At 57.0% G+C, this 12,580-nt stretch carries 13 protein-coding genes; 7 read left to right on the forward strand and 6 right to left on the reverse strand.

Annotation, left to right across the window (positions count from 1 at the left end; translation table 11 throughout):
• The first annotated feature begins 415 nt into the window (after positions 1-415).
• From QMM04_RS01105 to QMM04_RS01120, 4 genes are all read left to right on the forward strand, one after another.
• Positions 416-2,128, forward strand: coding sequence for an ATP-binding cassette domain-containing protein (locus QMM04_RS01105; protein ID WP_238562125.1), 1,713 nt, complete (start codon positions 416-418; stop codon positions 2,126-2,128).
• A 143-nt stretch (positions 2,129-2,271) separates the two neighbouring features.
• Positions 2,272-3,447, forward strand: coding sequence for an efflux RND transporter periplasmic adaptor subunit (locus tag QMM04_RS01110; RefSeq protein ID WP_238562357.1), 1,176 nt, complete (start codon positions 2,272-2,274; stop codon positions 3,445-3,447).
• Complete coding sequence (locus QMM04_RS01115) at positions 3,444-5,381, forward strand: MacB family efflux pump subunit (protein ID WP_132463173.1); 1,938 nt, start codon at positions 3,444-3,446, stop codon at positions 5,379-5,381. Before QMM04_RS01110 ends, QMM04_RS01115 begins: the two co-directional genes overlap by 4 nt.
• Before the next feature lie 176 nt (positions 5,382-5,557).
• Positions 5,558-5,836, forward strand: a complete 279-nt coding sequence (locus tag QMM04_RS01120; RefSeq protein WP_021508976.1) for a hypothetical protein — start codon at positions 5,558-5,560, stop codon at positions 5,834-5,836.
• A gap of 352 nt (positions 5,837-6,188) precedes the next feature.
• On the opposite strand, the gene QMM04_RS01125 is transcribed toward QMM04_RS01120, so the two are convergent.
• The 5 genes from QMM04_RS01125 to QMM04_RS01145 form a co-directional block, all read right to left on the reverse strand.
• Complete coding sequence (locus tag QMM04_RS01125) at positions 6,189-6,404, reverse strand: YdgH/BhsA/McbA-like domain containing protein (protein ID WP_021508975.1); 216 nt, start codon at positions 6,402-6,404, stop codon at positions 6,189-6,191.
• A 114-nt stretch (positions 6,405-6,518) separates the two neighbouring features.
• Positions 6,519-6,677, reverse strand: a complete 159-nt coding sequence (locus QMM04_RS01130; protein ID WP_164861079.1) for a hypothetical protein — start codon at positions 6,675-6,677, stop codon at positions 6,519-6,521.
• 141 nt (positions 6,678-6,818) lie between these two features.
• On the reverse strand, positions 6,819-7,034 hold the full coding sequence (locus tag QMM04_RS01135) for a YdgH/BhsA/McbA-like domain containing protein (protein ID WP_059009207.1): 216 nt from the start codon (positions 7,032-7,034) through the stop codon (positions 6,819-6,821).
• A gap of 320 nt (positions 7,035-7,354) precedes the next feature.
• Entirely contained in the window at positions 7,355-7,906 is a 552-nt protein-coding gene (locus tag QMM04_RS01140; RefSeq protein WP_021508972.1) for an NlpC/P60 family protein, read from the reverse strand.
• Positions 7,907-8,165: 259 nt separating this feature from the next.
• The gene (locus QMM04_RS01145) at positions 8,166-9,683 is read right to left on the reverse strand and encodes an MDR family MFS transporter (RefSeq protein ID WP_282995488.1); all 1,518 of its coding nucleotides are present in this window, start codon (positions 9,681-9,683) and stop codon (positions 8,166-8,168) included.
• Positions 9,684-9,761: 78 nt separating this feature from the next.
• On the opposite strand from QMM04_RS01145, the gene QMM04_RS01150 reads away from it, so the two are divergent.
• Positions 9,762-10,424, forward strand: coding sequence for a TetR/AcrR family transcriptional regulator (locus QMM04_RS01150; RefSeq protein ID WP_058770292.1), 663 nt, complete (start codon positions 9,762-9,764; stop codon positions 10,422-10,424).
• Between the two features lies 1 nt (position 10,425).
• On the opposite strand, the gene QMM04_RS01155 is transcribed toward QMM04_RS01150, so the two are convergent.
• On the reverse strand, positions 10,426-10,581 hold the full coding sequence (locus QMM04_RS01155; RefSeq protein WP_168926280.1) for a hypothetical protein: 156 nt from the start codon (positions 10,579-10,581) through the stop codon (positions 10,426-10,428).
• Between the two features lie 183 nt (positions 10,582-10,764).
• Here QMM04_RS01155 and QMM04_RS01160 point away from each other — a divergent pair, with 183 nt between their 5' ends.
• Together QMM04_RS01160 and QMM04_RS01165 are read left to right on the forward strand one after the other, a co-directional pair.
• Positions 10,765-11,331: a peroxiredoxin gene (locus QMM04_RS01160; protein WP_125310836.1), complete on the forward strand. Its 567-nt coding sequence runs from the start codon at positions 10,765-10,767 to the stop codon at positions 11,329-11,331.
• 14 nt (positions 11,332-11,345) lie between these two features.
• Positions 11,346-12,575 (forward strand): thioredoxin family protein, encoded by a 1,230-nt coding sequence (locus tag QMM04_RS01165; protein ID WP_282995489.1) that lies wholly within the window; start codon positions 11,346-11,348, stop codon positions 12,573-12,575.
• Positions 12,576-12,580 lie beyond the last annotated feature (5 nt).

Below are 12,580 nucleotides of genomic sequence, written 5' to 3' on the forward strand. Positions count from 1 at the left end.
TGTCACGTCGACGCGAAATACCTGCCAGCCATCATCCTTGCGCAGAACACCAATGTGGCGGCCAAAAACGTCATAAATCAACATATTCAATCTCCTGTGACATCAATCAGACTCTGACGCCATACTATACCAACGCCGATACAAATCGCTGGAAAAAGCCGCACTCCGCCACTATTATCGGCTGACTTATTCACCTGCTGATAACTAAGGAGGAACTCTATGCCGTCGTGTGAACTGTTTGTTTACTCACACTTCTATGGTGACTGGACCCGCTCAGGTTTTACCGCACTCGTGCTGCGATAATCCGCCTGAGCGAAGTTCTGACAATTTAATCCCTTCTCTCCGGCTTACCGGGTTGTCGTCAGCGAAATTCTGACGTCAGGCTTTTTTGCGCCTGCAACTTGAGAGTAAGTAGATGAGCACACTCCTTTCCGCACATGCCGTCGGCTTCGACAATGCCTTTGGCCCGCTTTTTCATTCCCTGGATTTCAGCCTGAAAAAAGGCGACCGCATCGGCCTGATTGGCGACAACGGCAGCGGTAAAAGTACCCTGCTGAAAATTCTCAGCGGTGAACTGGCCGCCAGTCACGGCAGCGTCACACCCGCCAGCCACTGTCTGCTGGCGCGCATTGAACAACTTCTGCCGGAAACATTACTCGAGGCCTCATTGCTGGATGGCGTGATCGCCCGGCTGCCCGCAGCACAGCGCAGTAGCGAGCGCTGGCGTGCCGAGGCGCTGCTGCATACGCTGGGTTTCAGCACAGCGCAGCAGTCACAAACCGCGGCGACGCTGAGCGGCGGGCAGCATATGCGGCTGTTGCTGGCGCGCGCGCTGATTCTGCAGCCCGATTTACTGTTGCTGGACGAACCGGGTAACCATCTCGACCTGCCGACCCTGCTGTGGCTTGAGAATTTCCTGATCGGCTGGCAGGGCAGCTTTGTGCTGGTGTCCCACGACAGCGCGCTGCTGGATCGCGTCACCAACTGCAGCGCAATCCTGCGCGATCGCACGCTGCACGTCTTCCGTCTGCCCTGCACGGCCGCCCGCGAGGCGCTGGCACAGCAGGATGAGGCGGATGCGCAGCGCCACCAGGCACAGCAGCAGGAGATCGCCCGGGTTGAGAGCAGTGCAAAACGGCTGGCGATCTGGGGCCGGACCTATGACAACGAAGGTCTGGCGCGTAAAGCAAAACAGATGGAGAAGCGCATCGACTGGCTGAAAGCCGCGCAGACCACGCTCAGCGCCGGCAGTCCGTGGCAGCTGCAGTTACAGGGCGAAGCGCTGCAGGCGGATCGCGTGCTGGCGCTGCCGCCGATGTCGATTCAGCCTGCTGCCGGGGCGCCGACCCTTTTTTCCCTGCCCGCGCTGCAGGTGAAAAGTGGCGATCGCATCGCGATTGTCGGCCACAACGGCTGCGGCAAATCCTCACTGCTGCGCCAGCTGTGGCATAGCTGGCAGCAAGGCGACAGCCCGCTGTTTCATCCGCGCGCCCGCGTCGGCTATTACGACCAGAGCCTGCAACAGTTGCGTGACGACCAGACATTAAGCGCGGCATTGCACGGTTTCGCTGCGCTGAGCGATGAGCAGTGCAAAATGGCGCTGATTAGCGCAGGCTTTCCCTGGCTGCGCCACCAGCAGAAGGTTGCCTCCCTCAGCGGTGGTGAGCGCTCGCGCCTGCTGTTTGTCGGCCTGACGCTGGCGCGCTACTCGCTGCTGCTGCTGGATGAACCGACCAACCATCTGGATATGGCAGGCAAAGAGGAGCTGGCGCAGGCGCTGCAGCAGTTCGCCGGCGCGGTGCTGCTGGTGTCTCACGACCGCAGCCTGATCGCCAGCAGCTGCAATCGCTTCTGGCTGATTGAACAGCAGCAGCTGAGCGAGTGGCACGACTGGCCGCAGGTGACCGCCAGGCTGGCCACCGCTCATGTGCCAGTCGATCACCCGCTTGCCGCTGCTGCCGTCGATGACCGCCCGGGCGATGAAGATGCGCTGTTGCAGGCGCTGCTGGTGCTGGAAGAAAAGCTGCAGCAGGACGAAGCGCGTAAGGCAAAGCATCAGAAACCGGCGCAGCAGCAGCAGTGGCGCAGGGAGATTGCGCAGCTGAAGCAACAGCTGAATCTGCTCTGAACGGATTGACTGACGGGGTATCGCTAACCCACAACCTGCGCCAGGGATGGCGCACTCCCCTGCGGCTGACAAAATTCCGCAGAATTTTTCTCCAGTTTGTCCCGCTTAGTGATTATTATTCTCGCTAAATTTAAGGGACGATGATGCACACAATGACGAAAAAATGGCTGTTTGCCGCGCTGACCGCGCTGGTGATGATTCTGGTTCTCTGGGCATATTCGGCGTCACGCAGTAAACCCAATCCGCTGATGACCGCCGCGGTGCGCCAGGGCGACATCGAAAACGTGATTGCCGCTACCGGCAAAATGGACGCGATTGAGCGCGTTAACGTCGGTGCGCAGGTCTCCGGTCAGGTGAAAAAGCTGTATATCAAAGCCGGCGACAACGTGCGCAAGGGACAACTGATCGCGGAGATCGATGATCAGCCGCAGCGCAGCGATCTGCGTAATGCGCAGGCGGCGCTGAGCGTGGCGCAGGCGGATTTACAGACCCGTCAGGCTACGCTGGTACGCCAGCAGGCACAGTTTCAGCGCCTGCAACAGATGGTTAAAACCAATGCCGTTTCCCGCCAGGATTTTGATACCGCCGCCGAAGCGTGGCGCATCGCCCAGGCAGAGCTGACGGCGCAGCAGGCGCGGGTGATTCAGGCGCAGATCGAAGTGGATAAAAAGCAACTCGATCTCGGCTACACGCGCATCATGGCACCGATTGACGGCACGGTGGTGGCGATCGTCACGAAGCAGGGCCAGACCGTAAACGCCGTACAGAGCGCCCCGACCATCGCCAAACTGGCGCAGCTCGGCACCATGACCATCAAAGTGCAAATCTCCGAGGCGGACATTACCAATATTCAGCCCGGCCAGCAGGCGTGGTTTACCACTTTCGCCAATCCGGATAAACGCTACAACGCCACGCTGCGCAGCATCGAACTGGCCCCTGAGTCGGTGATGAAAGATGATGCACTGATGGGTAACAGCGAAAGCAATACCGTGAGCAGCACGAACGCGGCGGTCTATTACAACGCCCTGCTTGATGTGCCGAACCCGGATAATGCGCTGCGCATCTCCATGACGGCGCAGGTTAATCTGCTGCGTGACCAGGCGAAAAACGCGCTGCTGGTGCCGGTGCAGGCCACGAAAAAGGCCAGCGATGGTCGCACTTACGTCGACGTCGCGAATCAAAATAATCAGCCAGAGAAGCGCTACATCACCACCGGCATCAGCGACAGCGTTGACATTCAGGTGCTGAGCGGGCTGCGCTTAGGGGAAAAAGTGATCCTTGCCACGCAGCAGCCGGGCGCGGACAAGGTGGTGATGTGAATATCATCGAACTGCACAACATTCAGCGCAGCTACGTCAATGGTTCGCAATCCCTGCAGGTGCTGAAAAACATTAATCTGCAGATTGCCAGCGGCGAAATGGTGGCGATCATCGGGCCCTCGGGCTCAGGCAAATCCACGCTGCTGAACATTCTTGGCTGCCTTGATGCGCCGGACAGCGGTGATTACCTGATTGGCGGCAAAAATACCGCCACGCTCTCGCCCGATGCGCTGGCGCAAGTGCGGCGCGAGCACATCGGCTTCATCTTTCAGCGCTATCACCTGATGCCGGATCTCAGCGCGCTGAGCAATGTTGAAATACCGGCGATTTATGCCAACTTATCCGGCACCGCACGCCGTCAGCGCGCCGCACAGCTGCTGGCACGGCTCGGATTACAGGGGCGCGAACAGCATAAGCCGGGCGAGCTATCGGGCGGCCAGCAGCAGCGTGTCAGTATTGCGCGTGCACTGATCAACGGTGCCGAAATTATCCTCGCCGATGAGCCCACCGGCGCGCTCGATTCGCACTCCGGTGAAGAAGTGCTGCGCATCCTCAGCGAACTGAACCGCGAAGGTCACACGGTGATTATCGTTACCCACGATATGAAAGTGGCGCAGCACGCAGAACGCATCATTGAAATTCAGGACGGCGAGATTTTTGCCGACAGCGGCAGCGCTGCCACGGCCGCAAAAACACGCTTTACGCCCGCGCCACGCAAGCGGCAAAGCAGATTCCGCGGTCTGCTTGACCGGCTGCGCGAATCATTGCGCATGGCGCTGAATGCCATGAACGCCCACCGCCTGCGCACCGCACTGACTATGACCGGCATTATCTTTGGCATTGCCGCCGTCGTCACCGTGGTGGCGCTGGGCCAGGGCGCGCGGGAAAAAACGCTGGAGAGCATTTCCGGACTGGGTACCAATGTGGTTTCTATCTATGCCGGGGGCGATTATGTCGAGGATGATGCGCACCCGGTACAAACCCTGGTGATGGCCGATGCCGATGTGATTGCGCGCCAGCAGTTTGTCGCCGCCGTCAGTCCGGAAATCATCGCCACGCAGCCCATTCGCTACCTGGCCAACGCCTCCAAAACTTCAGTTTCCGGCGTAGGCGTCGACTATTTTCGCATCCAGGGCATTAAGCTGGTGGAAGGCAGCAACTTCAGCGATGAGCGGCACGCGCGCCAGGAAATCATTATTGATATCAACACGCGCAATAAATTATTTGGCGAACAGGGCCCGAGCCCGATTGGCAAAATGATTGTGCTGGGATCGGTGCCGGTGCGGGTTATTGGCGTGGCCAATAATGAAGATGGTCTGTCGCCCAACCGCCTCAGCGTCTGGCTGCCGTGGAGCACGGTGATGTATCGCATCAGCGGCCAGACCGCGCTGACCAGCATCAGTATTAAACTCAAAGACGATGTGGTGAGCGGCGCGGCGGTGGAATCGCTCACCCAGTTGCTGACGGCGCGCCACGGCACCAAAGATTTCCTGATGTTCAACCGGGACAAGTATCGTAAAGCGATAGAAGGTGCGGCGGCCACGCTGACGCTGCTGATTTTACTGGTGGCTTCGATTGCGCTAATGATCGGCAGTATTGGCGTAATGAACATCATGCTGGTGTCGGTGACCGAACGCACCCACGAGATTGGTGTGCGCATGGCGGTGGGTGCGCGACGCGGCGACATTATGCAGCAATTTATGATTGAAGCCGTGCTGGTGTGCCTGGTGGGCGGATCGCTCGGCGTGGCGCTGTCTCTGGTGATAGGTCCGGTCATTTCACTACTGGCTGGCGGCGTGCTGACCGCCATTTACTCGTGGCAATCGGCTGGCGCAGCGTTTGCCTGCTCAACCATTATCGGCATGATATTTGGTTATCTGCCCGCGCGCAAAGCCGCACGAATGGATCCGGTCGCCGCGCTCGCCAGCGAATAAAATCAGCAACCGGACCGGCACGTTATTCATGCTGGTCCGGTCATTTCAGGTCTAATCCGAAAGTCATTAAATCAATTAGCCCCGCAGGTCATCATCGGCGTAGACTGAACGCGTCTCTAATTTAGACACATCACCGATTATCTATTCGATGGCTATCACTCGCCCGAGAGTAAGTTATGTTAGAACCGCACTATTTTTATTTATGTCACGATCCGGACGCCGGCTGGGTATTGCATAAAAAAGGCTGTTACGTACTGGAATTTGAAGAAGAAAAGCGCTTTATCGGCTCTTTGTATACCGTGCATCAGGCGCTGACGGTAGCGCGTATCCACCATCCGCAAATAGCCTGTTGCCGCGACTGCCTGCTGGACAAAGGCCGGTCGAAAAGAACGCCGGTTAATAAAGAGAAAAATCTGATTCCCTCTCGCCATTTTGACGACGACCAGAAAAAATAACGGTGCAGATTACGCAAACGTAATGTGTTTTGAAATGGTGAAATAAACTCACCCGCTTCGCGTTTATTTAGCCGCAACCGGATTCATTTCTGACAAAATAACCGACGGGTAAGTCGGGAAATCCACTCAGCGTTTATCGCCTGACGGTTTGATATTAAAGCAGTTATCCACAACTGACGTGCAAAGAGGCTGGCTTATCCTGTGGATAAACGCCTGGGCTCCGCCTGTTGCGCCCGCTGAGCAGGATTGGTCAAATTTCGAACGCCAGCCTGATGCTTTTGATAGCTTTCAGCCGGGCCGGAAACAGCAAAGCCGCCCGAAGGCGGCCTTAACGCAGTGAACCAGTCTGAACTTAGTTATACAGTTCAGCCGTCATGTGCACGCGGTTGTTGGTGTTGGCTTCAGTAATTTTATACTGAGCGCCCTGCTGTTGCGCCTGCGCGGCGATTTTAGCTTCTGCACCGTCCAGCGTAGAGGAAGTCACGGTTACGCTCTGGGCAAAGCTGGCAGCTGACATCAGTGAAAGAGCGGCAACAGCGGCGATTGACATAGCTTTAATGGTTTTCATGGTCTTATTCCTTAATGGTTGTGGCTGAAGGCTGTGTGCCTTCGATGGAACTAATAATAACTCAGGTTACTATACTGCAATTGATAATTAGTGCGGTTATAGTGATCGTGCTAATTATTTCTGATTGCCTGGTTGCGCCAGCTCAGCGCGCACCGTCGCGATAAATTGCGGCCAGTGGGCAAAACGAATCACCGGAACGTGAGCATGGCGTTGCGTGCGTAATGCATCTGCAAAAGCCAGCGCCTGCCGGTTGATATCCACGTTGTTCAGCATATTGCGTTCTCCTGCCAGACAGTCTGCGCTGCAAATTCAGCAATATCGCCAGAATGCTTGATACGCTGCGAGCCTGACTGCACGACAAAAAAGGCCGCCCGTCAGGCGACCCGTTCTGGCACATCCCTGTGCAACCATCCGTTATTTGTAGAGTTCAGCGGTCATATGCACCAGGTTGTTGGTGCTGGCTTCCAGAATTTTATATTGCGCACCCTGCTGCTGAGCCTGAGCGGCAATTTTCGCTTCGGCACCATCCAGTGTGGTGGAGGTGGCTGAAACGGTTTGCGCGAAGCTGGCAGCAGACATTAGGGAAAGCGCGGCGGCGGCGGCAATGGTCAGTGTTTTGATAGCTTTCATGGTCATATTCCTTAGCGTTTGATGAGAAGGCGCTGCGCCTTCGATGAGGATAATAATAACCATGTTTACTATTACAAAATTGATAATTAGTGCGAATACTATGATCGCACTAATTGTTAATGCATGATATTTAATCTATTCATTTATAATCAATAGTTTGATTAGATTTCAATGCCCATATAGCGGCACAGAGCGTTAAAGCAGCCATCATGTTGAAGGCGAATTGCCACTGAAACAGGAGACGGATGGTTGACGGCAGGATGGGTCTGAGTGCGGGCGCGAAAACCTCGCGCCGCGGCTTTGTGGAGAGATGTCTGACTTCAGACTTTATTTTTATAATTGAAACTGATCTGCGAATTTTGCTCGCGCGGGAGTCTTCTGGCTTCTAAATATACCGATTTCCAGTACGGATTATTCAGTGACGAGCGCATCACGCCCTGGCTCACTGAGGCATGCAGGAACTGGCGATCGGTGTCGTAAAAGCCGACGTGCAGTTCATGCTTAATGCGGAAGAACACTAAGTCGCCTGGCTGTAAATGCGCCTGATCGACCGGCTTGCCCATGGCAATCAGTTCACGCGTTGTGACGCGATCCATGGGAATATTGAAACGATCTTTTAAGGTGCGCCAGACAAATCCGGAACAGTCAACACCGGATAATTGCGTCCCGCCCCACTGATATTTGGTGCCTTCCCACGAATGCATTTGATCGTGCAAAGCGGCTATTACCGGAATTAAATCGGGCTGTTTACCACCGTCCTGCGAGGTATCAACACTTTCCTGCTCCGGTGCTGGCGAGGAGTGAGACGAGCAGCCAGCCAGGGTTAATAACATCAGGCAGGCAATCAGGTTGCGGGCCGCAGTAGCAATCATAGGGTGACGTTTCACAGTGGATAACAGGGATAGCAGATTTATACCGTAAAGAAGTTGCAGAAATAAAGCGTCTCCGCCCGAATTCTCGCTGTCTTCACTATTTTTACCTAAGTTTACAGAAAGGTAACGCTATGTATTTAGGATAAAAATCTATATCTTTTGCTGCTTTGCGCCGACAGCGCATATTTATCCGGCAAATTGCGTTTAAATTTTATTCCGCAGCCTGACCGACGGACCTGCTGCGAAATAACCGGAAAGCTTATTTGCGCACGTTATCGCGCAGCGGCGACTCCGGCAGCAGCAGCGAAAGTATAAACGCCAGCAGCATAACGCCGGCGGCCATCTGAAATGCGGCATGCACCGCATCACTGAACACCAGCAAATAAGCCTGACGCAGCGCTGCAGGCAAATGGTTCACGGCGACCGGATCCAGCGAAGGCGGCAGCACATTACCCTGCTCTATCAGTCGGGTCGCTCCGGATTTCAGCACGTGACTGAACACAGCGCCAAACAGCGCAACGCCGATCGAACCGCCCACCGAGCGAAACAGCGTAACCGATGAGGTCGCTACGCCGATGCGATCGGGCGTCACCGCATTTTGCACCGCCAGCACCAGCACCTGCATAGTCATGCCCATTCCCATGCCGAGCACGCTGGAGAACACATAAATGTGCCAGAGCGGCGCATCCAGCGTCAGCGTGGTCATCAGCGCCATCCCGGTTGTGGCCAGTAGCGTCCCGGCGATGGGGAACAAACGGTATTTCCCGCTGCGGCTAATCATGCGACCACTAATGATCGAGGTGACCAGCAGCCCGCCCATCAGCGGTAACAGCTGTAGTCCGGCCTCGGTGGGCGTGGCGTTTTTTACCACCTGCAGATAAAGCGGCAAAAACGTCACGCTGCCAAACAGCGCCATGCCGATAATAAACGCCATCAGACTGGCGAGGGAAAAACTGCGATTGCGGAACAGATCGAGTGGAATGATCGGTTCCCACGCGCGTCGCTCCTCATAGATAAATCCCAACACGCCAACCAGCCCCATGGCCAGAATGCACCATAGCTGGGGATCTGACCATTCGCGCAGCGTGCCGCCTTCACTGGTAAACAGCGTCACGCCCACCAGCGCCAGGCTGAGAAACACCGCACCCGGATAATCGATTTCATGGGGTTTGCGTCGGCTATCCGCTTTAAACACTGCATTAATGATCAGCAGCGCCAGCAGGCCGAGCGGCAGGTTAATGTAGAAAATCCAGCGCCAGGACATGTGCTGCACGATAAAACCGCCCAGCAGCGGCCCAATCACCGTCGCCAGACCAAACACGCCGCCAAACAGGCCCTGGTACCGGCCGCGATCGGCGGGCGGAATGACATCCGCGACCGCCGCCATGCTCACCACCATTAATCCGCCGCCGCCCAGTCCCTGCAGCGCACGGGTAAAGATCAGCTGCGGCATGTTTTGCGCCAGCCCGCACAGCGCCGAGCCCAGCAAAAACAGCACCACCGAGATTTGCAGCACCGTTCGGCGGCCAAACAGATCGCCAAATTTGCCGTACAGCGGCACAACCAGGGTTGAGGCCAGCATGTAAGCAGTGACGATCCACGACAGGCGATCCAGCCCGCCCAGTTCGCCGACGATAGTCGGCAGCGCGGTCGAGACAATGGTCTGATCAAGCGCGGACAGCAGCATCACCAGCATCAGCGCGCCCATCAGCAGGCGAATGGAAGGCGGGCTGGTTGCCCCGCTGTCGCGCTGCGATGTGATAGATTGAGGTTTCATAACGACACCGTTTGAAATTAATTAAATGCACAATTAATATTAACCGAAGTCTGACACGAAACCCGTGAGTACGTAAAGATGACCGCACAAAAAGTGATGGAGAGCGAGACAGCGCCTTCTGATAAACCCCGCCGGCCGGGCCGTCCACGCGGCGGCGCAATCAATGCCCAGCAGCGCGAACATCTGCTGGACATCACGCTCGCGCTGTATGCGCAAAACGGCATCGCGGAAACCTCGCTCAACGCCATAGCCCGTAAAGCTGGCGTCAGCCCGGCCATGCTGAATTACTATTTTCAGTCGCGCGAGTCACTGCTGGATACCGTGGTCGCGGAACGCTTTGTGCCGTTACGGCAACGGCTGGAAGCGCATTTTGTCGAAGAGAGTAGTGACCCTGTCGCTGCGATCAGCGGGTTTATTAAAGAGTTCGCGGATATCGTGCTGAGTCATGACTGGTTCGCACCGCTGTGGCTGCAGGAAGTCGCCAGTGGTCAGGGGCTGGGCGGCACGCTGAAACAGCGTCACGGTCATGCCGGACGCGAACGGATTCGCGCGTTGCTGATTCAATGGCAGCAGCAGGGATTACTGAACAACCAGCTGAATGTCGATGTGCTGATGACCTCAATTCTCAGCATGGTACTGGTGCCCTTTACCCGCTTTGCCCACGAGCCGGGCTTTGATACCGAAATGATTCTGCAGCACACCCTGAGCATGGTGTGCCACGGTATACAGCCGCGCAACTGAGTCAGGCGTCGTCGCCGTGGGTCAGCGTCTCCAGCTGCTGCCAGAAATCTTCCGGCACCGGCTGCACCCGGGGTGGCGGCTCGGCAATGTGCTGTTCAAGGGAGGCCAGCAGCTGCTGGGTTTCACTGTGCTGTTTATCGCAAGACGTTGAAGACATATCTAAAACCTAAAAAAACATCAGGCGATTATTGTAAGGATTTCACGCAAAGAATAAATAAACGAGACGGGAAAAAGGGATCTGCCCTGCTTTTTTTTGCCCTCCGCGCAACTTTTTACCGACTGCGGCGAACTGTCTGGCTGAACACCCCTAACCGGACCTCTTTCACCGCAGGAGCAGATCATGACAACTATCAGGCATCTCATCGCTACCCTCACCCTCGGCACCACGCTGAGCCTCGCCGCCTTCGCTGCTGGCGCGGCGCTGCCCGTCGGGGCCAAAGCACCTGACTTTGAACTTCAGGGCGCGCTGGCCGGTAAGCCGCTCACTTTCTCGCTGCAGCAGGCGCTGCAAAAAGGGCCGGTGGTGCTCTACTTCTTCCCGGCGGCCTTCAGCGCGGGTTGTACCATCGAGGCGCACGACTTCGCCGAAGCCACGGATGATTTCAAAAAAATGGGCGCCACGGTGATTGGCGTCACTGCCGGTAACACCGAGCAGATCAGCGATTTTTCTAAGCTGGAGTGCCGTGACAAATTCGCCGTGGCTGCCGATCCGGGCGCCAAAGTGGCCGCCGAATATAAAACGCTGATGCAGATAAAAGGCAAAACGCTGTCTGACCGCACCTCTTATGTGATTGCCCCCAACGGCAATATTCTGCTGAGCTATACCGACAGAAACCCGGATACCCACATCGAAAAAGCGCTGGCGGCGGTGAAAGAGTATGACGCTGCGCATCCGCAAGCGCAGTAAGTGAGAGGCCAGCCATGTTAACCGCGATGCTGGCCGCCTTTTTGGGCGGCATCATCCTCAACCTCATGCCGTGCGTCTTTCCGGTGATTTCGCTGAAAGCGCTTGGCCTGTTGCGCCATCAAAGCCAGGCTGCCAGCGCGCGCCGTGAAGGCCTGGGATTCCTGCTCGGCGTGCTGGTGACCATGATGGCGCTGGCTGGCATTCTGCTGGCCGCACGCGCGGGTGGCGCCGCGGTCGGCTGGGGCTTTCAGCTGCAGTCACCGCTGGTGATCGCCCTGCTGTCCCTGGTGATTCTCGCTGCCGCGCTTAACCTGCTTGGCGTCTTTGAGGTGGGGCTGACGGTGCAGCGCGTCGGGGCCATCGACATCCAGCGCGGCGCTTTTTTGCGTTCCGCGCTGACCGGGGCACTGGCGATCATCGTAGCCACGCCCTGTGCCGCGCCCTTTATGGCCAGCGCCATCGGCTACGCGCTGGTGCAGCCCCCTGCGGTTGCGCTGGTCATTTTCTTTGCGCTGGCGCTCGGCTTTGCCGCGCCGTTTACCCTGCTGTCGCTGTTCCCACCGCTGGCGCGATTTTTACCGCGTCCTGGCGTCTGGATGGATATCCTTAAGCGCGGGCTGGCCTTTCCCATGCTCGGTGCCTGGGCCTGGCTGGTATGGATTCTGGACCAGCAGGCGGGCAGTAGCGCGCTGGCTGTTGTGCTGGCCGCCTCGGTGGTGCTGGCGTTTGCCGGCTGGCTGTATGGCATGGCGCAGCAGCGCCGCTTTGCCGGAAAAGGGCACAAAGCGCTGTTCAGCGTCACGGCGATATTGCTGATTGCGGTGATCGCGCCGCTGCCGGGGCTGATCAAGCCAGGCGCGGCGCTGCAAGGCGATATACAGGCGCAGGTCAGCAAACAGACGTGGACGCCGCAGGCGGTGGCCGCTCAGCGCGGGCATGGCAAAGCGATTTTTGTCGATTTTACCGCATCATGGTGCATCACCTGTCAGGTGAACGAGAAGACCTCGCTGTCGACCCAGGCGGTGAAAACCGCACTGGCGAAAACCGGTACGCTGTACATGGTGGCAGACTCGACTAAATTTAACCCGGACGTTGATGACGTGATGAGTGAGTTTGGTCAGGGCGGTTTACCAATGTACCTGGTGTATCCGGCTGATGGCGGACCACCGAAAGTACTGCCGCAGGTGCTGACACCCGGCATCGTAGTGGATGCGTTAAACCAGGCGGCAGCGAAGAAGACGTAACGGCA

This window comes from Pantoea sp. Pa-EAmG, assembly GCF_030024295.1.
In the GTDB taxonomy this organism is placed as follows: Bacteria; Pseudomonadota; Gammaproteobacteria; order Enterobacterales; family Enterobacteriaceae; genus Pantoea; species Pantoea dispersa.

Coding starts and splice junctions, on each gene's coding strand:
- QMM04_RS01105 (WP_238562125.1), top strand. CDS start 416: ATGAGCACACTCCTTTCCGCACATGCCGTCGGCTTCGACAATGCCTTT.
- QMM04_RS01110 (WP_238562357.1), top strand. CDS start 2,272: ATGCACACAATGACGAAAAAATGGCTGTTTGCCGCGCTGACCGCGCTG.
- QMM04_RS01120 (WP_021508976.1), top strand. CDS start 5,558: ATGTTAGAACCGCACTATTTTTATTTATGTCACGATCCGGACGCCGGC.
- QMM04_RS01125 (WP_021508975.1), bottom strand. CDS start 6,404: ATGAAAACCATTAAAGCTATGTCAATCGCCGCTGTTGCCGCTCTTTCA.
- QMM04_RS01130 (WP_164861079.1), bottom strand. CDS start 6,677: ATGCTGAACAACGTGGATATCAACCGGCAGGCGCTGGCTTTTGCAGAT.
- QMM04_RS01135 (WP_059009207.1), bottom strand. CDS start 7,034: ATGAAAGCTATCAAAACACTGACCATTGCCGCCGCCGCCGCGCTTTCC.
- QMM04_RS01140 (WP_021508972.1), bottom strand. CDS start 7,906: ATGATTGCTACTGCGGCCCGCAACCTGATTGCCTGCCTGATGTTATTA.
- QMM04_RS01145 (WP_282995488.1), bottom strand. CDS start 9,683: ATGAAACCTCAATCTATCACATCGCAGCGCGACAGCGGGGCAACCAGC.
- QMM04_RS01150 (WP_058770292.1), top strand. CDS start 9,762: ATGACCGCACAAAAAGTGATGGAGAGCGAGACAGCGCCTTCTGATAAA.
- QMM04_RS01155 (WP_168926280.1), bottom strand. CDS start 10,581: ATGTCTTCAACGTCTTGCGATAAACAGCACAGTGAAACCCAGCAGCTG.
- QMM04_RS01160 (WP_125310836.1), top strand. CDS start 10,765: ATGACAACTATCAGGCATCTCATCGCTACCCTCACCCTCGGCACCACG.
- QMM04_RS01165 (WP_282995489.1), top strand. CDS start 11,346: ATGTTAACCGCGATGCTGGCCGCCTTTTTGGGCGGCATCATCCTCAAC.